We start from the raw sequence: 23953 nt of genomic DNA, 5'->3' as shown, positions 1-23953 counted from the left end.
ATCCGGGTCAACGTGGCATCAGTGGCGAGTCACATTCTATTGCGCTTCATCCTTCATCGCGTACCAGCGATACAGGCAACGCTGGCCGGTGCGGCGGAACGGTGCGAACAGCGGGGATTCGACCTTGTTGAGCACATTGGGATACGGCAGGCGTGACTGGAAGATCGGCAGCACCAGGTCCGCCGCGTCCCTGGCGATCCACTGGGCGAGGCGCTTGCCCGCCTGGGCGGAATACATCACGCCGTTGCCGCCATAGCCCATGGCGTAATAGATGCTCTGCTTGGGGTCCGGCTGATGGATGCGCGGCATCATGTCGTGGCTGACATCCACCCAGCCCCACCAGGAGTAATCGACCTCGATGCCGCTCAGCGCGGGGAACTTGCGGTGCATGTCGGCGATCAGCAGCTGCTCGTACTGCGCCTTGGGCGCGTCACGCCCCGAGACGGCACTGCGACTGCCGATCTGCAGGCGGTTGTCCGGCAGCAGGCGGTAGTAGTGGCGCAGCACGCGGGTGTCGGTGAGCACCTGATGGGTATGGAAGCGGGTCGCCTCGATTTCCTGCGCCGTCAGCGGGCGCGTCACCAGCGAGTTGGAGAGCACCGGCATCAGGCGCTTGTCGAGCTCCGGATGCAGCTTGCCGGAGGTGTAACCGCCAGTCGCCATGCCCACCGAGCGCGCCTTGACCACGCCACCCGGCGTCGTCAGATAGTGCACGCCATCGCGGGTCTCCCAGCTCTCCACCGGACTTGCCGGGTGCACCTTGACGCCCAGGCGGCGCGCCTTGCGCAGATAGCCGAAGGCCAACTTGCCCGGGTGCACGCCGATGCCTTCCGGTTCGTGCATCGCACCGCAGGCCTCTTCATCACCGACCCACTCATTGCGCACCGTGGCGCCATCGATGATGCGGGCATCGTAATTGAAGGTCTCGCGCAACAGGCGCGCTTCCTTCTCCAGCCCCGGCATCATGCGCTCGCGGTGGGCGATGTACAGATGGCCGCCCGGCTGCGGATCGCAGTCGATGTCCTTGATCAGCTCCTTGAAATTCTCCATGCCCTCGACGCACTCGCGGTGCAGGCCGTGGGCGGCCTCGAGCCCGTAACGCTCGATCCACTGCGAACGCTTGAGGCGACCGGTGGCGCACTGCGCCTGACCGCCATTGCGGGTCGAACAGCCCCAGCTGACCCGATTGGCCTCCAGCACGGTGGCCTTGATGCCGTACTTCTCGGCCAGCACGATGGCGGCGGTCAGCCCCGTGAAGCCGGAGCCGACGATCACCACATCGGCGTCGATATCGCCCATCACCGGGCCATCGTCTGCCGGCGGCTCACCGGCGGTGGCTACCCAGTAGGTCGGCGCGTAGTCGCGCCCTTCGCCGGGGGTGGCGCTCACCAGCGGGTCGTAGGCCGGGTCATACGGCCGCGAGGCCTGAGTGGCCGGGCGCTGCTCTGATTCGTTGCCCATGTCCGACGGCCGGGCGCCGTGCTGCACGATAGTTTCCATCTCGAACACCTCCTCTCACCCACGGGGCGCACGTCATGACCTGACGCCATGACGCGCTTCCCCCAAGGCAAAGACAGCTTCAGAAACCTCTTCCCTGATCGGTGCGCCGCTGGCGCTCAGACGTTGACGGGCGGACGGTTCTTGCGGAAGGCGTTCTTGATCGCGATCTTGCCGTCACGCAGCGTGAAGGCGTCGATCATGCGCGCTTCGCTACGCGCGCCATCGGCGGTGGTGCCGGTGTAGGTGCTGATGACGAAGCCACGCTCGCCATCGGCGAAGATTTCCGCGTCGATCCACTGGGCATCCGGCGCGTTCTGCCAGGCGGCGGAGAGGCCCGCACGCACGGCGTCCTGACCGGCGAAGGTCTTGCCTTCGAGTTCCGGCCCGGCGATGGCGAGGAATTCGCAGTCATCGGTCATCATCGACAGGCAGTCGTCGATGTCGTGACGGTTGAGGGCGTCGCAGAAGGCGGTCAGCAGTTCGATGGTGGCTTGGTGAGTCATGGGTCGGGCTCCGCAGTCTTGTTGTTGGGCTTGTTGTTGGGCTTGTTGTTGAGCTTGTTGTTGAGCTTGTTGTCGGGCTTGTTGTTGAGCTTTTTGCTGAGATTAAGGAGCGGCAGCAAGCGCTGCGCCATGACCCGAGACTACGCCGACACTCGCACCGCCCTTTAGCACCAGTTGGCTGCCACCGATTGGGCCAGTTGGCACCAGCGGGGCTGCCCTGGTGCCAACTGGTCCCATTGCGCCGCCTTGGGACGACTCAGCCTGCGATTGCCTCAGGCGCTGCCACGCCCGGTGGCGTGAAGGCCTCCGCTGACATGAAGCTCTCGCGCCCGAGCAGGATGTCGCTGAGCAGGCGCGTGGCGGCGGGCGCCAGCACCAGGCCATTGCGATAGTGACCGGCATTCACGTAGAGGCCATCAAGCCCCGGCACCGCGCCGATGAAAGGCGTGCCATCCGGCGTGCCCGGACGCAGGCCGGCCCAGTGATGCTCCGGCGCCAGCTCACCCAGCGCCGGCAGAATGCTCGCGGCGCTGGCATGCAAAGACTCGCGCGCCTGCGCGGTGGTGGACTTGTCGAAGTCTTGATGCTCCAGGGTCGAGCCGATCAGAATCCGCCCATCGGCGCGCGGAATCACGTAGCGGCCATCGCACAGCACCACCCGCGACAGCAGCGGCGCATCCACACTGCAAAGCCCCGCCGCCACCGGATTGAAGACCATCATCTGGCCCTTCACCGGGCGCACCGGCAGCAGCACGCCGGCCGCGGCGAGCAGCCTGCCACTCCAGGCGCCGCCACATACCACGACGTTGTCTGCACTGACGGTCTCATCAACAAGCCGGACGCCCGTGACACGCGATGGCGTGGCAAGCACCAGCTGCGTGACCTCGCACTCTTCACGCACCCGGATACGCGGATGCGCCAGCAGACGCGCACGCAGCGCCTGACCGAGTCGCGGATTGCGGATGCTGCCGAGCGTCGGCATCCACAGCGCCTGCTGATGGCCACTGGCCAGATGCGGCTCGCGCGCGTAGAGCGCCTCACGCTCGATCACCTCCAGCGGCTTGTGCTGGGTGCGCGCCCAGTCCAGCGCCAGCGCCTCATCCTCGACCCGCAGGTAGATCAGGCCCTTCTGGCGGTATTCAGGGTCGATGCCGGTGGCGCCCTTGAGCGCCTCGGCAAGCCTGGGGTACTCGCCTTCTGACCAGCGTGACAGTGATGAGATGGCACTCGAATAGCGCCACGGATACAGCGGCGAGACGATGCCGCCACCGGCCCACGATGCCTCGCGTCCGCACTGACCGCGCTCCAGCAGCGTGACCGTCTGGCCGGCCTCGGCCAGCTGCCACGCCATCATCATGCCCATCACGCCGCCACCAATGATCAGGGTATCGCTCATCTGCCTTGCTCCTGCGGGGAATGAATAATCACAAATCTCATATTTCGATACGATTTGCATTATTTTTAGAAACAAAGCTATATTCACAGCATTGCCGCCGCCCGGCTTGCCTGTCTCCCCGCGACAGGTCCACCGGACAGCCACCAACAAGAATGACGAGGGAGACACCCCGTGAGCGACGCCACCTTGACGCCTTCCAGCAGTGATGAAAGCTCTGCCAATGATGCAAGCTCTGCCAATGATGCAAGTCCTGCCAGCGATGCAGGCCCCGCCGCCTCTGCCGAGCAGCCGCTGCCCGCCGGTCAGTTGCAGCCCACTGAGCTGCGCGGCGTGCGCGAGCTGTTCGGCATCGACAGCGACCTCAAGGTGCCGGTATTTCTGGAGCGCGACGCCCACGTGCCGGAGATCGATCACGCCTATCGCTTCAATCCCGATGTCACCCTCGCCATTCTCGCCGGCTTCACCAACAACCGCCGCGTGATGGTTCAGGGCCTGCACGGCACCGGCAAATCGACCCATATCGAGCAGATCGCCGCGCGCCTCAACTGGCCGTGCCTGCGCGTCAATCTCGATGGCCATGTCAGCCGGCTGGATCTGGTCGGCAAGGACGCCATCGTGATTCGCGACGGCGTGCAGGTCACCGAGTTCCAGGAGGGCATCGTGCCTTGGTCGCTGACCCGCCCCATCGTGCTGATCTTCGATGAGTACGATGCCGGCCGTCCGGACGTGATGTTCGTCATCCAGCGCATCCTGGAGCGCGACGGCCACTTCACGCTGCTCGATCAGAACCGCGTGATTCGCCCGCATCCGCAGTTCCGGCTGTTCGCCACCGCCAATACCGTCGGGCTTGGCAATCAGGACGGGCTCTATCACGGCACCCAGCTGCTCAACCATGCGCAGATAGACCGCTGGAACATCGTCGCCAAGCTGGATTACCTGCCGCGTGAGGAAGAGGTGAAGATCGTGCTGGCGCGTGTGCCCGCCAAGGACAACGAGCGAGGCCGCGCCCTGATTCGCGCGATGGTCGCGGTGGCCGACCTCACCCGCAAGGGCTTCGCCAATGGCGACCTGTCGAGCCTGATGTCGCCGCGCACCGTGATCACCTGGGCGGAGAACTGCGAGATCTTCCGCAATCCGGCGCTGGCCTTCCGTCTCTCCTACCTCAACAAGTGCGATGAGCATGAGCGCCCGCTGGTCGCCGAGTTCTATCAGCGCTGTTTCGCCAAGGAGCTTGAGGAATCCGCGGCACTGATGGAGAGCGACCTGATGGATGAACAGGACAGCGACAAGGGAGCCCGGGCATGAGTGCGGCCCAGCAGGTACGCCGTCGTCAGCAGTATCTCGAGGAGCTCTCGGCTGCGAGTCTCGGGGCACTCAGCGGTCAGGCCGGCTGGGCCTATCGGGGACGGCGCCTGAGTCGGCATGCTCAGGCGCTGCCATTGCGCACGCCGCATCTGCGCCTTGAGGAAGATGATTGCACGCTCGACAACTATCGCGCGGTCAGCGATGCCATCGCGCTGCGCCTGCTCCACACCGACGAGGCGCTGCATCTGGCGGCGCGTCCGGCGCTGCCGGAAACCCGCCTGATCTATGACCTGCTGGAGCAGCTGCGCGTCGAGGCGCTGGTCGACCCTGACATGCCCGGCGTGAAGGAGAATCTGGCGCGGCGCTTCACCGACTGGTGCCTGGCCTTCTATCACGCGGGCCTGACCGAGACGAGCAGCGGCATCCTCATCTACAGCGTCATCCAGTCGTGCTGGTCGCGCCTGATGGCCTGTGCGGTGATCCACGAGACGGAGGATTACATCGAGACGACGCGCGCCTCCTTCTATCAGGCGCTGGGCGCTGACATGGCGGGGCTGAGACGCACGCGTTTCGATCAGGCGGCCTATCAGCAGCATGCGCTGAACATCAGCCTGTGGCTGGAGCAGGAACTGGCCGAATCGCTGGAGGAGCAGGACGGCGAGGAGGATGACGAGTCAGAGGCCAGTCAGCGCTTCGCGTTGTTTCTGGAAAACGAGGATGAAGAAGCGAGTCTGCTCGAGGAGCAGCCGGCATCGCAGCTGCCGAGTCATCGGCGTGGCGCGCCGGAAGAATTGCTGCCCTATCAGGTGTTCACCACGGCCTATGATCGCGAGCTGGAACCGGCCAGGCGCATGCGCGCGGCCCTGCTCGATGAGTATCGGCAGGCGCTGGATACGCGTCTGGCGGAGCAGAAGATCAACGTGCGGCGCCTGGCACGTCAGCTGGCGCGCCATTTCAGCTCGCCGCAGCGTGAGGGCTGGCACTTCGGAGAGGAGGAAGGAATCATCGATGGGCGGCGGCTGAGTCAGGTGATTTCCTCGCCGGCCGAGCGGCGGGTCTTCCAGCGCGAGCGCTGGGTGCCCGAGGCCAGTGCGCAGGTCAGTTTCCTGATCGACTGCTCCGGTTCGATGAAGGTGCATGGCGAGGCGGTGGCGATGCTGATCGAGATTCTCACCCGCGCGCTCGACATGGCCGGTGTGCCCACCGAGGTGCTCGGCTTCACCACTGGCGCCTGGAATGGCGGCCGCGCCCTGAAGGACTGGCGACGCGCCGGCAAGCCCGCGCGTCCGGGCCGCCTGAATGAAGTGCAGTATCTGGTCTTCAAGCCCGCCTCACTGGCGTGGCGACGTGCGCGCCGCAACTTCGGCGCCCTGCTCAAGGCCGATCTCTACCGCGAAGGCGTGGATGGCGAAGCCGTGCAATGGGCCTGCTCACGACTCGCCGATAACACTCCTGCCGACGAAGGCGCGCGCCGTCTGCTGGTCGTCATCTCCGATGGCAGCCCCTGTGACAGCGCCACCAACATGGCCAATGACGAGCACTACCTCGACAGCCACCTCAAGCAGGTCGTCGCACAACAGACCCGCTCCGGCCGCCAGGCCATTCTCGGCCTCGGCGTCGGGCTGGACCTAAGCGCCTACTACCCCAACCAGCTGATCATCGACCTCGAACGCACCCTCGACAACGCCCTCGCCGATGAAATCGTCTATCACATGGCGCTCGCGTGCCGGCATCAGGGAATGTGAGTGAATGCTTTTTTGTACTCTCACTTAAGAAGCTAAGCGTACAAAAACTAGAAAAATATAGTATCTGGTATACCATTAGTTTTGACTAACATTAATTCGTTAGTTAGACCGTAGAAACTAGAACCACTTAAAAATGACTTAAAAATACTAAAGCATACCAAGGATAGGCTTGGGAATAACATCAGGGATTCAAGATGACAATTAAAGAACACGCTATCGATGATGTGTTTGGGATCAATCGAGAACTTCCATTAAATTATGTAGAGCGTGAAAGCGCTGACAATGTATTAATTGATAATTTATCAAGGGGTCAGCACTTAGTTATATACGGAAGTTCCAAGCAAGGTAAAACATCATTAAGAAAGCACTGCTTAAATCCAGACGACTATATTGTTGTGCATTGCTCCAACAAGTGGAATTTAGATGATGTGCATGAGGCTATATTAAAACAAGCTGGATATGAACTTACTGTTTCTACTATGAAGGCAACTTCAGGGAAGCAGAAAATATTGGCTAAGATGAAAGCTGGAATATTAGGGGCAATGGCTGAAGCAGGAGCCGAATCAGAGCGTTCTAGTGAAGAAAGTACAACAAAGTCCCCTCTAGAACTGGACCCTTTAGATGTCAATGACATAATATCTGCACTACAAAGATCTAAATTTAGCAAGTATATTGTTTTAGAAGACTTCCATTATCTCCCTATAGAGACACAAAGAGATTTCTCTGTTGCATTAAAAGCATTTCATGAGAATTCGAGACTATGTTTTATAATCATTGGCGTATGGCTGGAAGAAAATAGACTCAGCGTTTATAACGGCGATCTAACAGGAAGACTGTTATCTATTAACGCAGACAAGTGGCGTAGAGAGGAACTCGAGAAACTCATCCTCGATGGTGAAAAACTATTAAGAATAAACTTCTCGACCGAGTTCAAAAATGAACTCCTTGAATCCTGCTACGAAAGCGTATTTATAGTACAAGAAACCTGCTATCAATGTTGCATCAAGAACAATATATTTAGAACTCAAGCCGACATCAAAGAAATAGGAAGCAGAGACGAGTGTAATGAATTGGTAAGCCAAGTGGTTAATCAGCAAGGTGGACGCTTTAACTCATTTTTAACACAGTTTGCAGAAGGATTCCAAGATACTGAGCTAGAGATGCATAAATGGTTGCTATACCCAATTCTAATTAGCGAAACAGACATATTAGAGAGAGGATTTAAACAGGCAGAAATAAGAAATAAGCTTCAAGATGTCCACCCCAGGGGAGCGGAGCTAAATCCTGGAAATGTTACTCAATCATTGCAATCATTAACATCTTTACAGATTAAGAAAAATATAAAACCTATGGTACTTGACTACGATCAGACTAACTTAAGGATGAGCATTGTTGATAAAAGCTTCTTAATATGGCTATCTAGACAAGATCGCGACGAATTATTGGACCTAATAGATCTACCGCATGACCAACAATTTTCACCCCAGCTAACCTTATAAATATTGTCGCACACTAAACAACAAATAGAGCTGGCTAAAGCCTGCTCTATTTGTTGTTTGCGCCTGTCTAGCCAAGATTATAAGAAAAGAAATTAAGTCTTACTGAGTACGCTGCTGTGCCTGGACAACAGTGACCGCAATGACATTGAGGATGTCGGCGGTGGAGCAGCCACGCGAGAGGTCGTTGGCGGGTTTGGCGAGGCCCTGGAGCAGCGGGCCGATGGCTTCTGCGCCGCCGATGCGTTCGGCGAGCTTGTAGCCGATATTGCCGGCTTCCAGATTGGGGAACACCAGCACGTTGGAGGTGCCTTTGACGCGCGAGGTGGGCAGCTTGCGCTCGGCGATTTCCGCCACGATGGCGGCGTCGAGCTGCACGTCTTCATCGATGGCGATATCCGGACGTTGCTCGCGTACCCGATGCGCGGCCTGCACTACCTTGTCCACCGAGGCGTGATGCGCGCTGCCATTGGTGGAGAACGACAGCATCGCCACCCGTGGGTCTTCCCCGAGCAGGACCTGGGCGCTGTCGGCGGCGGCCAGCGCGATCTGCGACAGCTCCTCGGCATCGGGGTCGATCACCAGCCCGCAATCCGAGAAGATCATGCCGCCCTTCAGGTTGTGAAACGGCTTGCACAGCATCATCAGAAAGAAGCTGGAGACCAGCTTGCTGCCCGGCGCCAGCCCCAGCAGTTGAATGGCGGTGCGCACCACATCAGCAGTGGTGAGCACGGCACCGGCCACCGAGCCATCCGCCAGTCCTTCGCGCACCAGCATGTTGGCGAACGTCAGCGGATCACGAATCTTCTCGGCGGCCTGCTCCGCCGTCATGCCCTTGGCCGCGCGATGCGCGTGCAGCTCCTCGGCAAGCCTGGCGGTGTGCTCGGAAGTGACGGGGTCGATCAGCTCGAGCCGTGCCAGCGCCTGATCCTCAAGCCCGGCGTCTCTGGCGGTGGCGGCGATGACGATGGGGTCACCCACCACCATCACCTGCGCCAGGCCCTGCTCCGCCGCGCTCACCGCCGCCTGCACCACCCGCATGTCCTGCCCTTCGCAGAGCACGATACGACGCGGGTCTGCCTTGGCCCGCGCCAGAATGTTGTTGAGTGCCTTCATGTCTGTCTCCTCGCTGCCCCTGCAGGCAGCCGACACATCCAAAAAGCCCCGGACATCTGAAATGGCCGGGGCAAGGGAGAGTTCCAGTCCTGCTTGCGCGTCGCGCTACACCCGCTTCATCGCGCTGCCATCCATGACCTGCACAGCGCGATCAGCGATGGGCGTTACACGTAATCCTGATACTTCTCGAGCAGACGCACCGGCTTCTTGAGGGCGTCGCGGCGGAACGGGTCGCCCAGTTCGCGAGTACACATCACCTCGATGACGCAGGTCTTGCCTTCGTTCATCTGCATGTCGATGGCCTTCTTGAGGGCCGGGCCCACGTCTTCCAGACGGTCGACGGTGATGCCTTCGGCACCCATGGAGCGCGCGATCTCGGCGAAGCTTTCGTTGTCCAGCTCACCGGCGACGAAGCGACGGTTGTAGAACTCGACCTGGTTCTTCTTCTCGGCGCCCCACTGACGGTTGTGGAAGACGACGGCGGTGACCGGAATGTCGTGACGCACGGCGGTCATGATTTCCATCAGGCTCATGCCCCAGGCGCCGTCACCGGCGTAGGCGATGGCCGGACGTTCCGGCGCGGCAGTCTTGGCACCCATGATGGTCGGCAGCGCGTAGCCGCAGTTGCCGAAGCTCATCGGGGCGAAGAAGCTGCGCGGACGATCGAAGCGCAGGTAGCTGTGGGCCACGGAATTGATGTTGCCGATGTCGGTGGACACCATGACATCTTCCGGCATGGCCTTTTCCAGCTCGCGCAGTACCTGACGCGGGTGCAGGTATTCGCCGCCGGAGAACGGCTTCTCGTCCTTGGCTTCTTCGATGGCGTCGAGGCTGAAGGCGTCCTTCTCGTGGGTCCAGGCATCCAGCTCGGCTTCCCAGGCGGCCTTCTCTTCACGAATCTGGGTCAGACGCGAATCCTTGGAGGCATCGCATTCCAGATTGCGACCGGACAGACGCTCGGTCAGGGCGATGGCCGCTTCACGCGCATCGCCGCAGATGCCGACGGAGATCTTCTTCACCAGGCCCAGCATCTTGTGGTCGGCGTCGATCTGGATGATCTTCGCGTCCTTCGGCCAGTAGTCCATGCCGTGCTGCGGCAGGGTACCGAACGGCCCGAGGCGCGTGCCCAGCGCGATGACGACATCGGCCTGGGAGATCAGCTTCATGCCCGCCTTGGAGCCCTGATACCCGAGCGGACCACACCACAGCGGGTGGCTGGCCGGGAAGGAATCGTTGTGCTGGTAGCTGTTGACCACCGGCGCGCCGAGACGCTCTGCCAGTGCCTTGCACTCCTCGACGCCATCGGCCATCACCACACCGCCACCGGAAACGATGACCGGGAACTTGGCGCTGGCCAGCAGCTCGGCTGCCTCATCCAGGCTCTTGCTGCCGCCCGGGCCGCGGTCGACACGTGCCGGCAGCGGAATCTCGCATTCGATCTCGCCGTAAAAGTAGTCACGCGGAATGTTGAGCTGGGTCGGGCCCATCTCGGACATGGCGCGGTCGAAGCAGCGACCGGTGTATTCCGCCATGCGCGACGGGTGGGTCACGTGGCCCTGGTACTTGGTGAATTCCTGGAACATCGGCAGCTGCTTGCATTCCTGGAAGCCGCCCAGGCCGATGCCGGTGGTGCCGGCTTCCGGCGTGACGATGACCACCGGGCTGTGCGCCCAGTAAGCGGCCGCGATGCCGGTGACGCAGTTGGAGATGCCCGGGCCGTTCTGGCCGATGACCATGCCGTGACGGCCGGAAACGCGAGCATAGCCGTCGGCCATGTGGGCAGCGCCCTGCTCATGCACCACCGGAATGAGGCGAATGCCGGCCGGGGCGAAGATGTCCATCGCATCCATGAAGGCGGAGCCCATGATGCCGAACATGTCGGTGACGCCATTGGCGACCATGGTTTCCACGAAGGCCTCGGAAGGGGTCATCTTCTGCTTGCCCTGCACGACCTTGCGATTGTCTGCGCTGTCTTGAGTGCTCATGGCGTCTCCAACTCTAAATTTTATGTTTATTGATACATTTAGTTCCGATTACCGAAACATGTGACCAAAATTAGCCCTCGCCGCGCGGTCCGTCAAGCCCGATTTCGGAAAATGATCAAAAACACTCCTTTTTTAGAAACTTCTTTCGATGAATGGAGTACTGTTAAAGTAGGCACAGCAACGCAAGGCACTGACGGGCCGAGCGTTTCGGCGCCACACTGCCCAGCGCACGGATTGAAGGAGGGAATAGCCCATGAACAGTGCCACCCAGCCCCAGGCAAGCCTGCCGCGTGACCGCAAGGACGCTGACAGGGACACCGGCAAGGAAGGCAGCAAGATAGATGGCGATACGCCCGCCCAGCGTCTGCTGGCGCTGCTGGAAGTGATCGCCGCCAAGGACCAGTTCTTCACCCTGCAGGGACTGGTGGAAGAGACCGGCCTGCCCAAGCCGACGCTGCACCGCATGCTGCAGCAGCTGGAAGGCAGCGGCATGCTGCAGCGCGAGGCGGACAACCGTCATTACAGCAAGGGCAGCCGGCTGCGCCGTCTGGCGGAGAACCTGCTGCTCAACGACACCGTGCAGGGTGCCCGCCACGGCGTGCTCAACCGGCTGATGGAAGAGGTCGGCGAGAGCTGCAACATCACCGCGCTGTCCGGCAGCGAGGTGCTGTATCTGGACCGCGTCGAGACCCAGGCCCCGCTGCGCTTCTATCTGCACCCCGGTTCACGGGTGCCGGTACATTGCTCCGCCAGCGGCAAGCTGTTTCTGGCCCAGATGCCGCCCGCCCAGCGCCGCCGCCTGCTGACCGGCACGCCGCTGAACGCGATGACACGCAATACCCTGACCGACATCGAGTCCGTCGAGGCCGAGATCGAGCAGGTCCGTCAGCAGGGCTTCGCGCTGGATGACGAGGAATTCCTGCCCGGCCTGGTGTGCATCGCGGTACTGGCGCCCAATCCCGATGGGCCCTCCAACATCGGCGTGGCGATCCAGGCACCGGTGATGCGCCAGTCGCGCGAGGACATGCTCAAGCATCTGCCGGCACTCGAGCGCGCCGCGCGCGATATCGCCGCCATCCAGCGCGGCGCGATTCCGTCCGCCTGAGGCCAGCGGGCTAGGTCTGGAGCTGGAGCTAGGACTGGGAAAGAAGAGCGACAGGCACAAGGTCGTGCTTCCCGTGACGCGCATGAGGGGCTAGCCTAGCGGACTGCCTTTCACACGCCACGTCGAGAACACCATGTCCGCCAGCGATGCCTTGCGTCTTGTCCTGCTGTCCACCCTGTGGGGCATGTCTTTCATCTTCATGCGCGTGGCCGCGCCGGAATTCGGCCCGACCACGCTGATACTGCTGCGCATGGGCATCGGTGCGCTGGTACTCGCCCCGCTGCTGCTGGGCGCGGGACGCCTGAGGATGCTGTGGGAGCACAAGGGCCCGCTTGCGGTGCTGGGGCTGACCAGTCAGGCGCTGCCGTTCTGCCTGCTGGCGCTGGCCACCACCCAGCTGGAGGCCGGCTTCACCTCGCTGATCAATGCCACCACGCCGTTGTTCACCGCCTTGCTGGGCATGGCGCTGTTCGCCACGCCGATCCAGAAGCAGCAGTATCTCGGCCTGGCCGTGGCCTTCAGCGGTGTCTATGTGCTGTCGAGCGATCGCCTCGATTTCCAGCTCGGCGGCGACGGCTGGTTCATCCTCGCCGCCCTCGGCGCGACCTTCTGCTACGGCTTCGCCTCCAACTTCTCGCGCCAGCGCCTGAATCACCTGCCGGCGCCGGTACTGGCCGCGGGCAGCTCGCTGATGTCGTCCCTGCTGTTGCTGATTCCAGGCCTGTGGATGTGGCCGACAACCAGCGTCAGCCTGGAGGCCTGGGGCAGCGCGATCGCACTAGCGGTGCTCAGCACCAGCCTCGCCTTCCTGATCTTCTTCCGCCTGCTGGCCAGCGCCGGCGCCACCGCGACCACCTCGGTGACCTTCCTGGTACCTGTCAGCGCGCTGCTGTGGGGCAACATGCTGCTCGATGAGGTGATCGATGCGCGCATCCTCACCGGCATGGGCATCACTCTGCTGGGCACCGCCATCGCCACCCGTCTGATTCGCCTGCCGACACGTCAGAAAGTCGCCTGACCGCTTGCCGCATGACGCAAAAAGGCCCGCCCCTGAACACGAGGTTCATGGGGCGGGCCTTTTGGTTCATGGGGCTTTGGCTTTATGAGCTTTGTGCTTTGTGCTTTGTGCTTTGTGCTTTGTGGGCTTGAGCGCTCAGGCGCCAGTCATTCGGGTCAACCAGCTCAGCCGGTCAATCACATCAACCCGCCGCTTCCTCGGCGGCATCGGCCAACGCTTCGAAGACACGCGCCACGGCTTCCGCACCCGGGTCGCTGTTGCCGACCAGATGGGCGGAGGGCACGTAGGCGGAGCGCCCGGCCCGCGCCTTGGCCATCTCGGCGGTGGCATCCGCGCCCTGACGGGCGGCGCGCGCCATCGCGGCCCAGTCGACCCGCCCGGCGCGTATCTCCTGCCTGCTCTCGGCCGGCGAGGCTGACTGATAACCCTGCACCGATACCTGCTTTTCAGACTGCACCGACGCTTGCAGTGCCTCCAATGCCGGCAGCAGTGCATCCAGCAGGCTGCGATCGCCGCGTGAGGCGCCACCGTAGTGCTGCATGCGGGCGACGCCGTGACTCAGGGCGTCGTGCCAGCGCTGGCCCAGCGGTGCCTGGCCATTCGCATCCGATTGCTCCTTCCAGCGGGTGGCGGCGGCGGTGAACAGCGTCGAGAGCAGCACACCACTGGAGCCGCCCATGCCGTGGGCCAGCTGCTTGCCGATGGTGGTCATCAACTCGCCGGAATCGCCACACGCCAGCTCGCAGTCTTCCAGCGCCTCGATCACCGCGCGCGCACCGCTGGCGAAGGTGCTGCCGGTATCGCCGTCACCGCTGATGGCATCGAGGCGGTCAAGGTCCGCCTCGCTGGCGAGCAGGATTTCCAGCGCCGCGCGCAGGCGTTGCTCGACCTGCGGATCGCCCGGCAGGCCGGCACGTGATTTCACGCCACGGGCGGCACGCTCCTGGCAGTCGGCCTTGGCCTGGGCACGTCTGGCATCCGAGGCCTCATCACTGGCCGTTCTGACGGCGTCCTGACTCGGCGTGAAGTGCGTCAGTGGCGTCACCGGCTGCACGCCCGGCCAGGCCACCGGCGCGCAGCTCGCGCTCAGCGCCTCTTCCAGCAGGCTATCCAGCGGCAGCAGCGTCAGCGAGAAGCCGTGCATGTCCAGCGAGGTCATCAGCGGTTGCGGGCCGACCACGGCATGGATGCCCAGCGCCTGCAGCGACGGATGGGTCAGCGCCTCTTCCAGCAGCAGACCGCGTTCCAGCGCCGAGCAACCGCCCAGATCATTGATCAGCAGCAGATGGCCGCTAGCCGGCAGGTCGCCGCCGACATCCTTGCGCGAATGTCCCTGCACCAGCGCCGTGACCACGGTATCCATGACCGCATGCACGCCGTGGGTGTCCGAGTCGCTGCCAAGCTCCAGCGCCATGGCACCCGGCTCGCCGTGAATGCCCAGCCCCAGTTCCGGTACGCGCTGCTCACGCGGCTTGCCGGGATGGCGGCCGACATTGAAGGCCACGCCCAGGGTCGAACAGCTGTCGGCGACGCGCCGTGCGACGGCGGTGATTTCCTTGAGGCCCGCCCCGCGGGCCGCCAGCGCACCGGTGACCTTGTGCACCAGCAGTGTGCCGGCCAGCCCGCGTGGCTGCGGGTTGTCGGGCAGCGCCACATCATCGGCGATGATGACCATCTCGACCTTGAAGCCTTCCTGACGCGCCCGCTCGGCGGCCAGCCCGAAGTTGAGGCGATCGCCGGTGTAGTTCTTGACGATCAGCAAGGCCCCGGCCTCACCGGTCACTTCGCGGATCGCCGCCAGCACGGCGTCCACCGTCGGCGAGGCAAACAGCTCACCACACACGGCAGCCGTCAGCATGCCCGCGCCGACGAAGCCTGCGTGCGCGGGTTCATGCCCCGAGCCGCCACCGGAAATCAGCGCGACCTGATCACGCGCCCAGTCATCGCGTACCACCAGGCGCATGCCACTGGCGGGGTCTGACAGCCGCACGCCACTGCCATCCGGGTGGCGCAGTCGTGCGCAGCCTTCCAGCGCCTCGCCGACGACCTGGCGTGGCTGATTGATGAACTGTCGGCCAGACTCGCTGCTACTCATCCTTCTCTCCTTGAGGACACTCGCCCTGCTGATAAAGGCGGCACTTGAGGCCGCCGTTCATGCCTGTCTCGTGCCACGACGCTTCCATGACGCTCGGGGGCCTCGACTCATCCTGCCTTGCCGTTCCTCCCCAGCGTCGTTCGCGACTTTGTCGGATGCAATAGTCATATCAGAAAATGATGGCATTCGCGCTGCAGCGTTGTGCTACGTCCAGCAATCGAGCGGCCTGAAAGACAAAAGCCCCCCGACGCCTGCGCGTGCGGGGGGCTTGGAATGTCGGGAGCCAGCAGGAAGCGGGCTTGCTTGTCATGCGAGTCACCTTTCCTCCTTGGCCCTGGCCTCGGCAGACTCGGAATCAGCAGACACGCTATCGCCACGCTCAGTATCGGCAGGCTTGGTACCGGCAGACTCAGTACCGGCAGACTCAGTACCGGCAGACCCGGCACCGGCAGAAGCTGCCTGCTGCCTCGGCGGCGACTGGGAGGCTGGCCTGGGCGCTGGCGCCTGCTGCGATAGCGGCGCGGGCCTTGATGTCGGCTCGGGCTTTGATGTCGGCGCGGGCTGTGGGTGCAGCCAGGAAGGCAGGCGACTGGCCGAGGCTTCCAGATTCGAGGCCTGGTATTCGCAAGAAGAGTACTCCACCGGCGCGTGCACCCTGAAGCCGTGCTTGCCGTGGTGCTTGACCCGGTACATCGCCTGATCGGCCCGTTCCAGCGCCAGCCCGAAGCGATTGTCGGCATCGCGCCCGAAGCAGATGCCGATGCTCAGACCGATGCGGCCGAGGCCACCGCTGATCTCGAGGGGATGCGCGAAGCGCTCCAGCCAGCGACGGGCGACATGTTCGACACGCGGCAGTGACATGCGGGGCAGCTGAAAGAGGAATTCGTCGCCGCCGAAACGCGCCGAGAGATGATGGTGGATGCCCAGTCGATGCAGCTCATCGTTCAGGCCATGCGCGACCAGCACCAGCACTTCGTCGCCGGCACGATGGCCGAACTGGTCGTTGACCTGCTTGAAGCCGTCGAGGTCGATGAAGATCAAGGCACTGTCATCGGCCAGCGGTCGCTGATGCCAGCTGTTGATGGCCTGACGATTGGCTAGCCCCGTCAGCGCATCGGTGCTGGCCAGCGCATTGAGGCGCGATTCGTAGTCCTTCTCATGACTGATGTCGATATGCGTGCCCAGCAGCCGCAGGGCATTGCCGTGCTCATCGCGTTCGACCACCCGCCCGCGGTCGGCGACCCAGGTGATGCTGCCATCGCGGGCTAGCATGCGATGCACGACTTGATAGACCTCGGTGCGCCCCTCAAGGTGATCATTGAGGTTGGCGAGCACTTCGTCGCGGTCTTCCGGGTGCAGGTGCTCACGCCAGACATCGAAATGGGCGTTCAGCTCGCCGGGCTGATAGCCCAGCATGCGCCCCCAGCGATAGTTGAAGATGGTGAGCTTGCCGCTGGGCACTTCGAGCTGCCAGAGGCGCAGGCCGGTACCGTCGAGCGTCGTCGACAGTTTCTCTTCCAGACCCGCTAGTCGGCGTTCAAGGCGAGCCTTGTCGCGTTCCATCTGCTGGAGTGCTTGTTCCAGTGATTGTTCACGCAGACTCTTGCGTGCCATGCCAGGCCCCCGGTCGACTCCTTGTCCTGCATCCTGTTTATCCATCGGCACCACGGCGGACTCCCCACTCGCTTGCCGATGCATCGCTCACGGTCTTGTGTTCTGTCTTATCGTTCTGTCTTGCGGTGCTTTTCCGCCTGTCGTGCCTGGCGTCCTTGGCGCCTCGCTGCCCAGCCCGGTGACTGGGCGGTTGTCACCCGACTGAGGTCAATAAGCACTAACTGTAGCTTAGATACCTAAAACAGAACCTATCGATATAACGTCCAGATGTGACAGCCCGAATGCCGAAAGAATCCCGACGAAAGTCTAGATCACATCAATAGCGCAAAAATGCGCAAGCCATATGATGTTTGCGCAGCGCGCAAAAGCATCAGCACCTCAGAGCGCCAGCTCGCCGCCCTTGGCCACGGCACGCTGAAAGGCCTCGCGCTGACGGATGCGGGCCAGCCATTCCTGGATATTCGGGTGATTCTTGAGCCCCTGGCGCGCATCGAGCGCCTGGATCGGGAAGCTCATCTGGATATCGGCACCGGTCAGCGATTCGCCGGCAAGCCACTGGCGATGCTCGAGACAGGTATCCATGTAGGCGAGATGCGCCTTGATCTCCGGGCTGATGAAGCTGTCGTTCACCCCCTTGGCCAGCTTGCGCGCGATCGGGCGCACCAGCCACGGCACCGGCGGCTTGTCGAGACGCGAGAACACCAGTCTGAGCATCAGCGGCAGCATCGCCGAGCCTTCGGCGAAGTGCAGCCAGAAGCGGTAGTCACGCTCGGCCTGGCTGCCGGCGGGCGGGCGCAGATGGGCAGTGCTGCCGCTGCCCTGGCCGGCGTACAGATCGATCAGGTATTCGATGATCGCACCGGACTCGGCGACCACCACCGGCTCGGCATTCTCTCCCGCCAGCGTGGTGTCGGTGATGATCGGCGCCTTGCCCAGCGGGTGAATCTCCTTCAGCGCCTTGGGCGCACGCATGCTGTTGCTGTCGCGGGCATAGCTCTGCAGACGGTATTCAAGATTCAACTCTTCCAGCAGCCACAGGATGCGCTGCGAACGCGAGTTTTCCAGATGGTGAACCGTGATCATGGGCGTGCTCCTGAGGGTGGGGGCAAGTGCTCAGCGGTCAGCTCCGGGGCGATCAGCGCTCGAAGATGCTGTCACCCAGGTCATCGATGGTGCGCTTCGCCTTGAGCAGGGTCAGCTCCACGGCGCCCTCTTCGCCCGGCACGGTGTCGGAGCGCTCGAAGCGGTGCTCCAGCATCTCGCCGCCTTCCACCGGCTTGCGGATCACGCCCGACACCCGGTATTGACCATCGTGCTTCTGCGGCATCGCCACGATCAGATAGCCCTTGTATTCGGTGGCTTCCGGTTCCTTGACCGGCGCAGGCTCGCCTGCGGCAAACAGTTTCTTCAGCATACCCAGCATGAGACATCTTCCTTGGCCGGCCGCCATGACGGACGCCGGCAATCTACGTGCAGAAATGACAATGAAAAGGGGCTTCTGTCAGCATCGCATGCACCCACGGGGGAGAAAAGCGCTCAGCAACGCCCCTGAGCGCCATGCGTGCCTTGGATGAGCAGCACCTCATCAGACGCAAGCGCGCCTGACTCTGGTAGCCGACTCTGGCCGCCTAAAGCGCGATACGACAGCCGGATAACGTGGCACCGGCAGCCGGATAGCACGACGCCGACCCCTATGGCAGCGAATGGCTGCAGCAGGGGCCGGCGTCATGGTGTTCCGAGATCAGGCTATCGGATCAGAGATTACTCGATGCCACGTCCCTTGCTGGCCGCGATACGCAGGCGCAGGGAGTTCAGCTTGATGAAGCCGGCAGCATCTTTCTGGTCGTAGGCACCCGCATCGTCTTCGAAGGTCGCGATGGACGCATCGAACAGCGAATCTTCGGACTGACGACCGACGACGATCACGTTGCCCTTGTAGAGCTTGAGACGCACGACGCCGTTGACGACCTTCTGGGACTCATCGATGGCCGCCTGCAGCATGCGACGCTCCGGGCTCCACCAGTAGCCGTTGTACACCAGCTCGGCGTACTTGGGCATCATCTCGTCCTTCAGGTGGGCCGCTTCGCGGTCCAGAGTGATGGATTCGATGGCACGGTGAGCACGCATCATGATGGTGCCGCCCGGTGTTTCGTAGCAGCCACGCGACTTCATGCCGACGTAACGGTTCTCGACGATGTCGAGACGGCCGATGCCGTTGGCGCCGCCGACCTTGTTCAGGTACTCGAGCACTTCGTGAGCGGCCATTTCCTTGCCGTCGATGGCAGTGATGTCGCCCTTGGTGTAGGTCAGATCGATGTAGGTCGCGTCATTCGGCGCCTGCTCCGGGCTGACGCTCCAGCGCCACATCTCTTCTTCGCACTCGGTCCACGGGTCTTCCAGCACGCCACCTTCATAGGAGATGTGCAGAAGGTTCGCGTCCATGGAGTACGGAGACTTCTTCTTGTTCTTGGCGTAGTCGACTTCGATACCGTGCTGCTCGCAGTATTCCATCAACTTCTCGCGGGAGTTCAGGTCCCACTCACGCCACGGCGCGATGACCTGGATGCCCGGCTTCAGCGCGTAGGCGCCCAGCTCGAAACGCACCTGGTCGTTGCCCTTGCCGGTCGCACCGTGAGAGATGGCGTCGGCGCCGGTCTCGTTGGCGATCTCGACCAGACGACGCGCGATCAGCGGACGTGCGATGGAGGTGCCCAGCAGGTACTCGCCTTCATAGATGGCGTTGGCACGGAACATCGGGAAGACGTAATCGCGGACGAAGGTCTCGCGCAGGTCTTCGATGTAGATCTCCTTCACGCCGAGGGCTTCTGCCTTGGCACGCGCCGGCTCGACTTCCTCGCCCTGACCGAGGTCAGCTGTGAAAGTCACGACTTCACAGTTGTAGGTTTCCTGCAGCCACTTGACGATGACTGAAGTGTCCAGGCCGCCGGAGTAGGCGAGAACGACCTTTTGCACGTCGGACATGCTTGACTCCTGAGTTGATGCTTGTAGTTCCCACGTACCACTGATGAACGCCGTGGCCGCAGGTGGGGTTGGATCGCCCGGTCCAGACGAGCGAAGGCCGCGCAAGCGCAGCCGCTCATCTACCCGAATCACGATGTGACGCCGATTATAGCGAGGCTGGCACCTCACCGATACTGCCAGGAGGGCCAGAGACACCCCGGCACGCGGCCAGCGCCGCGACGCGCCCTTTTCGCCCTGCTACAATTGGCCACCTTGAGCGTCGGCAATACGCACGACGCAGCACGAGATGCTATGACGGGATTGGAGATCTTGATGACCCAGGCGAGCGAGCGCACGCAGATGGCACAGCGCTTCCGTGGCTTTCTGCCAGTGGTGGTCGACCTCGAGACGGGTGGTTTCAATGCCGCCGGTGATGCACTGCTCGAGATCGCTGCCGTCACGCTGACCATGGACGACGATGGCAACATGGTGCCGGATGCGACCTATGCCTTCCACGTGGCCCCCTTCGAGGGCGCCAACATCGAACAGTCGGCACTGGATTTCACCGGTATCGATCTCGACAACCCGGTGCGCAAGCAGGTCGCGGTGGCCGAGAATCAGGCGCTGGGCGAGATCTTCAGCCCGGTGCGCAAGGCCATCAAGGCGCACGGCTGCACGCGTGCGGTGCTGGTCGGCCACAATGCGGCCTTCGATCAGGGCTTCCTGAACGCGGCGGTCGAGCGTTGCGGTATCAAGCGCAATCCGTTCCACCCGTTCTCGTGCTTCGATACCGCCTCACTGGCGGGTCTGGTCTATGGCCAGACGGTACTGGCCCGCGCCTGCCGCGCCGCCGGCATCGAGTTCGACAACGCCTCCGCTCACTCGGCGCGTTATGACACCGAACGCACCGCGGAGCTGTTCTGCGCGATGGTCAACCGCTTCAAGGACCTGGGCGGCTGGGACCTGGCGATGAAGGAACAGGGCATGAATGATGAGGTGCCGGCCTCGCTCGACGCGCCCGCGCCCTGACTGGCAGAGCTATTGCCCCCCTCCGGCTGACAGACTCTCTGAGAGCCAGACATGAAAACGCCCCCGCAGCCAGGCTGCGGGGGCGTTTTTGCTGCTCGGCACTGCTGGGCTCAGAGCGAGACTGATCAAAGCGAGCCCGATCAGAGCGACTCCTATCAGAAGACGCGGATCAGAATATGCCGATCACTCGGCAGACGCTTCCTGAGCGGCCTGCTTGATCAGCGGCTCCAGTTCGCCGCTCTGGTACATCTCGACCACGATGTCGCAACCGCCGACCAGCTCGCCGTTGACCCACAGCTGCGGGAAGGTCGGCCAGTTGGCGTATTTCGGCAGCTCGGCGCGGATATCCGGGTTGTCGAGAATGTTGACGAAGGCGAAACGCTCGCCGCAGGACATGACGGCCTGCACGGTCTGCGCAGAGAAACCACACTGCGGCAGCTGCGGGGTGCCCTTCATGTACAGGAGGATCGGGTTCTCGCCAATCTGCTTTTCGATCGATTCGATGGTAGTGCTCATGTGCAATCCTCGGACGGTGGGCGCAAGGCCCGTGAGTGTCATTCCCTCATTCTACTGGGGGTAAGCCATGAATTCAGCCCCCGATAGTGCCCGAGTTGTGGATTGCTGTCTGCAGCAGCGCGCATCGGCCCTGCAGCGCGCGTCATGACCGCCCTGATAACGGCGCGAGCGTTGCACGCTCGAGCCGAGCTGGCTAGGATGGCTCTTTTGACAGGCAGCGCCATCCGGGCGCCGTGATCGTCGGCGACTTCCTTCCCTCCGACGCATGGCGCCCTTTTCGATGGTGCTGCCCGAGACCCTGACAGGAGCCCGCTCGATGGCCACCCGGCACTTTCTGACCCTGCTTGACCTTTCTCCGGAAGAACTCGACTACCTCATCCAGCGCGCCATCACCATCAAGGATGGGCTGAAGAAGGAAGGTCCGGTCTATACGCCGTTCGCCAACCGCACCCTGGCGATGATCTTCGAGAAGTCCTCCACGCGCACCCGCGTGTCCTTCGAGACGGCCATGGCGCAATTCGGTGGCCATGCGCTGTTCCTGTCGCCGCGCGACACCCAACTGGGCCGTGGCGAGCCGATCGGCGACACCGCCCGCGTGCTGTCCGAGATGGTCGATGGCGTGATGATCCGCACCTTCGCCCACTCCGATATCGAAGCCTTCGCCGACGCCTCCAGCGTGCCGGTCATCAATGCGCTGACCGACGACTATCATCCGTGCCAGCTGCTGGCCGACGTGATGACCTGGACCGAATGCCGTGGCTCCGTGAAGGGCAAGACGGCGGTCTGGATCGGCGATGGCAACAACATGTGCCACTCCTGGATCAACGCCGCGCGTCAGTTCGACTTCAATCTGCGCATCTGCTGCCCGGAAGGCTACGAGCCGGACAGCGAGATCGTCGCGGCGGCTGGCCAGCGCGTCAGCATCCATCGTGACCCGCAGCAAGCCGTGCAGGGCGCGGACCTGGTGACCACCGATGTCTGGGCCTCCATGGGCCAGGAAGAAGAGCAGCTCAAGCGTGAAGCCGACTTCGCCGGTTTCCAGGTCGATGAAGCCATGCTCGACAAGGCCGCCGACGATGTCATCTTCCTGCACTGCCTGCCGGCACACCGCGGCGAAGAGATCAGCATGGGTCTGCTGGATGACCCGCGCGCCGTCGTCTGGCAGGAAGCGGGCAATCGCCTGCACGCCCAGAAGGCACTGCTCGAGTTCCTGATGCTGGGTCGCCAGGACTGAGCCTCAAGGGCTGAATTTCAGCACTGAAGCTCAGGGCTGCACCCAAGGACTGAGCCGCCGCCCAGCAAGCCGAAGGGGGGGCCCTGCCGCCGCCTGCATCCACGCAGGCGGCGCTCGCGTATGCTCAAGCGAGACGGACACTCCCCTGCTCCGCTGCCTTCATCGCCATCCGGACTGACCTGCCATCATGCAACCGCTCCTTCAGATCGATTCGCTGGAATGTCGCTACGACACCACCGTCGTGACTCGCGACATCAATTTCTCCCTCAACAAGGGTGACATTGCCTGCCTGCTCGGCCCCTCCGGATGCGGCAAGACCACGCTGCTGCGCGCGATTGCCGGCTTCGAACCGGTAGCGATGGGCGAGATTCGTCTCGAAGGCGAGGTGCTGTCCAGCGCGACTCATCTGACCGCGCCGGAGCAGCGCCATGTCGGCATGGTCTTTCAGGATTACGCGCTGTTCCCCCACCTGAGCGTGGCGGACAACGTGGCCTTCGGCGTGCGCCGCATGACGCGTGAAGCGCGCAATGACAAGGTGACGGAGCTGCTGACGCTGGTCGGCCTCGCCCATCTCGGCGAGCGCTTCCCGCATGAGCTGTCCGGTGGCCAGCAGCAACGCGTGGCCCTGGCACGCGCGCTGGCACCGGAGCCGCGCATTCTGCTGCTCGATGAGCCGTTCTCGAATCTAGACGTGGAGCTGCGGCGTCAGCTGAGTCAGGAGGTGCGGCGGATTCTCAAGCACCTCGGCATCAGCGCGGTGCTGGTCACGCATGATCAGAATGAGGCCTTCGCGATGGCCGACCAGATCGGCGTGATCCACGGCGGTCATCTGCAGCAGTGGGACACGCCGTTCAATCTGTATCACGAACCCGCCACGCGCTTCGTCGCCAACTTCATCGGCCAGGGCTATTTCATCCCCGGCACGTTGAAGGACAACGAATGCGTGAGCACGGAGCTGGGCGTGATTCGCGGCAACCGTGCCTATCCGTATGCACCCGGCACGCCGGTGGATGTGCTGCTGCGCCCGGATGACCTGGTGCTGGCCGAAGGGGAGTCGGAAACCACCGATCTCAAGGCGCGCGTGCTCAGCGCGACCTTCGCCGGTACCAGTACCCTCTACCGGCTGGCGCTGCCTTCCGGGCGGGAAGTCGAGGCGGCCTTCAACAGTCATCACGACTACCAGCCCGGTGAGCAGGTCATGCTGCGTATCCAGGCCGATCACCTGATCCTCTTCGAGCGTGTCGAGGAGAGTGAAGCGGTGCTCTAGCGCCTACGCGCAGGATGATCGCCAACCATGAAAAAACGGCCTCCTTTCGGATGGCCGTTTTTTCTTGC

20 protein-coding genes are annotated in these 23953 nt (G+C 62.6%); 8 read left to right on the top strand and 12 right to left on the bottom strand.

The window, feature by feature from the left end:
• Window positions 1–36: 36 nt before the first annotated feature.
• From MSG32_RS01270 to thiO, 4 genes are all read right to left on the bottom strand, one after another.
• Window positions 37–1500: an FAD-binding oxidoreductase gene (locus MSG32_RS01270; RefSeq protein WP_197738684.1), complete on the bottom strand. Its 1464-nt coding sequence runs from the start codon at window positions 1498–1500 to the stop codon at window positions 37–39.
• 116 nt (window positions 1501–1616) lie between these two features.
• The gene (locus tag MSG32_RS01265) at window positions 1617–2003 is read right to left on the bottom strand and encodes a nuclear transport factor 2 family protein (RefSeq protein ID WP_054555520.1); all 387 of its coding nucleotides are present in this window, start codon (window positions 2001–2003) and stop codon (window positions 1617–1619) included.
• Entirely contained in the window at window positions 2000–2134 is a 135-nt protein-coding gene (locus MSG32_RS17935; RefSeq protein ID WP_282460000.1) for a hypothetical protein, read from the bottom strand. The genes MSG32_RS01265 and MSG32_RS17935 overlap by 4 nt, the downstream gene beginning before the upstream one ends.
• Window positions 2135–2259: 125 nt before the next feature.
• Complete coding sequence (gene thiO / locus MSG32_RS01260) at window positions 2260–3399, bottom strand: glycine oxidase ThiO (protein WP_248377120.1); 1140 nt, start codon at window positions 3397–3399, stop codon at window positions 2260–2262.
• Window positions 3400–3570: 171 nt separating this feature from the next.
• On the opposite strand from thiO, the gene MSG32_RS01255 reads away from it, so the two are divergent.
• From MSG32_RS01255 to MSG32_RS01245, 3 genes are all read left to right on the top strand, one after another.
• Window positions 3571–4704 (top strand): AAA family ATPase, encoded by a 1134-nt coding sequence (locus MSG32_RS01255; RefSeq protein WP_248377119.1) that lies wholly within the window; start codon window positions 3571–3573, stop codon window positions 4702–4704.
• Window positions 4701–6449 carry a cobalamin biosynthesis protein CobT gene (locus MSG32_RS01250; RefSeq protein ID WP_248377118.1) on the top strand — a complete coding sequence of 583 codons (1749 nt, stop codon included), beginning with the start codon at window positions 4701–4703 and terminating at the stop codon, window positions 6447–6449. The genes MSG32_RS01255 and MSG32_RS01250 overlap by 4 nt, the downstream gene beginning before the upstream one ends.
• 194 nt (window positions 6450–6643) lie before the next feature.
• Entirely contained in the window at window positions 6644–7948 is a 1305-nt protein-coding gene (locus tag MSG32_RS01245; RefSeq protein ID WP_248377117.1) for a hypothetical protein, read from the top strand.
• A gap of 99 nt (window positions 7949–8047) precedes the next feature.
• On the opposite strand, the gene pta is transcribed toward MSG32_RS01245, so the two are convergent.
• Window positions 8048–9061 carry a phosphate acetyltransferase gene (gene pta / locus MSG32_RS01240; RefSeq protein ID WP_248377116.1) on the bottom strand — a complete coding sequence of 338 codons (1014 nt, stop codon included), beginning with the start codon at window positions 9059–9061 and terminating at the stop codon, window positions 8048–8050.
• A 164-nt stretch (window positions 9062–9225) separates the two neighbouring features.
• Window positions 9226–11046, bottom strand: coding sequence for a sulfoacetaldehyde acetyltransferase (xsc, locus tag MSG32_RS01235; RefSeq protein ID WP_235506947.1), 1821 nt, complete (start codon window positions 11044–11046; stop codon window positions 9226–9228).
• Between the two features lie 253 nt (window positions 11047–11299).
• Here xsc and MSG32_RS01230 point away from each other — a divergent pair, with 253 nt between their 5' ends.
• The gene (locus MSG32_RS01230) at window positions 11300–12151 is read left to right on the top strand and encodes an IclR family transcriptional regulator (protein WP_248377115.1); all 852 of its coding nucleotides are present in this window, start codon (window positions 11300–11302) and stop codon (window positions 12149–12151) included.
• A 133-nt stretch (window positions 12152–12284) separates the two neighbouring features.
• Window positions 12285–13169: a DMT family transporter gene (locus MSG32_RS01225; protein WP_131432527.1), complete on the top strand. Its 885-nt coding sequence runs from the start codon at window positions 12285–12287 to the stop codon at window positions 13167–13169.
• A 181-nt stretch (window positions 13170–13350) separates the two neighbouring features.
• Here the strand turns inward: MSG32_RS01225 and MSG32_RS01220 are convergent, their stop codons facing one another.
• The 5 genes from MSG32_RS01220 to MSG32_RS01200 form a co-directional block, all read right to left on the bottom strand.
• Window positions 13351–15264: a dihydroxyacetone kinase subunit DhaK gene (locus tag MSG32_RS01220; protein WP_248377113.1), complete on the bottom strand. Its 1914-nt coding sequence runs from the start codon at window positions 15262–15264 to the stop codon at window positions 13351–13353.
• A gap of 315 nt (window positions 15265–15579) precedes the next feature.
• Window positions 15580–16878: a diguanylate cyclase gene (locus MSG32_RS01215; protein ID WP_248377110.1), complete on the bottom strand. Its 1299-nt coding sequence runs from the start codon at window positions 16876–16878 to the stop codon at window positions 15580–15582.
• Window positions 16879–17256: 378 nt separating this feature from the next.
• Entirely contained in the window at window positions 17257–17961 is a 705-nt protein-coding gene (locus MSG32_RS01210; protein WP_248377096.1) for a glutathione S-transferase, read from the bottom strand.
• Between the two features lie 52 nt (window positions 17962–18013).
• Window positions 18014–18301 (bottom strand): HlyU family transcriptional regulator, encoded by a 288-nt coding sequence (locus MSG32_RS01205; RefSeq protein WP_306424366.1) that lies wholly within the window; start codon window positions 18299–18301, stop codon window positions 18014–18016.
• A 338-nt stretch (window positions 18302–18639) separates the two neighbouring features.
• Entirely contained in the window at window positions 18640–19905 is a 1266-nt protein-coding gene (locus MSG32_RS01200; RefSeq protein WP_348983959.1) for an argininosuccinate synthase, read from the bottom strand.
• Window positions 19906–20172: 267 nt separating this feature from the next.
• Here MSG32_RS01200 and rnt point away from each other — a divergent pair, with 267 nt between their 5' ends.
• Window positions 20173–20868: a ribonuclease T gene (gene rnt / locus MSG32_RS01195; protein ID WP_054555724.1), complete on the top strand. Its 696-nt coding sequence runs from the start codon at window positions 20173–20175 to the stop codon at window positions 20866–20868.
• Window positions 20869–21051: 183 nt separating this feature from the next.
• On the opposite strand, the gene grxD is transcribed toward rnt, so the two are convergent.
• Window positions 21052–21384 carry a Grx4 family monothiol glutaredoxin gene (grxD, locus tag MSG32_RS01190; protein WP_043331357.1) on the bottom strand — a complete coding sequence of 111 codons (333 nt, stop codon included), beginning with the start codon at window positions 21382–21384 and terminating at the stop codon, window positions 21052–21054.
• Window positions 21385–21700: 316 nt separating this feature from the next.
• Here grxD and argF point away from each other — a divergent pair, with 316 nt between their 5' ends.
• Together argF and MSG32_RS01180 are read left to right on the top strand one after the other, a co-directional pair.
• Window positions 21701–22618 (top strand): ornithine carbamoyltransferase, encoded by a 918-nt coding sequence (argF, locus tag MSG32_RS01185; RefSeq protein ID WP_043331358.1) that lies wholly within the window; start codon window positions 21701–21703, stop codon window positions 22616–22618.
• Between the two features lie 187 nt (window positions 22619–22805).
• A complete protein-coding gene (locus MSG32_RS01180) occupies window positions 22806–23885 on the top strand; it encodes an ABC transporter ATP-binding protein (RefSeq protein ID WP_248377094.1) in 1080 nt (359 codons plus the stop codon).
• The last annotated feature ends 68 nt before the right edge of the window (window positions 23886–23953 follow it).

Origin of the sequence: Cobetia sp. 1CM21F, from assembly GCF_023161745.1 — a bacterium.
GTDB classification, from domain to species: domain Bacteria; phylum Pseudomonadota; class Gammaproteobacteria; order Pseudomonadales; family Halomonadaceae; genus Cobetia; species Cobetia amphilecti.
Note: the sequence above shows the minus strand (reverse complement) of the source record. Positions and strands in the feature narration are given on the sequence as shown.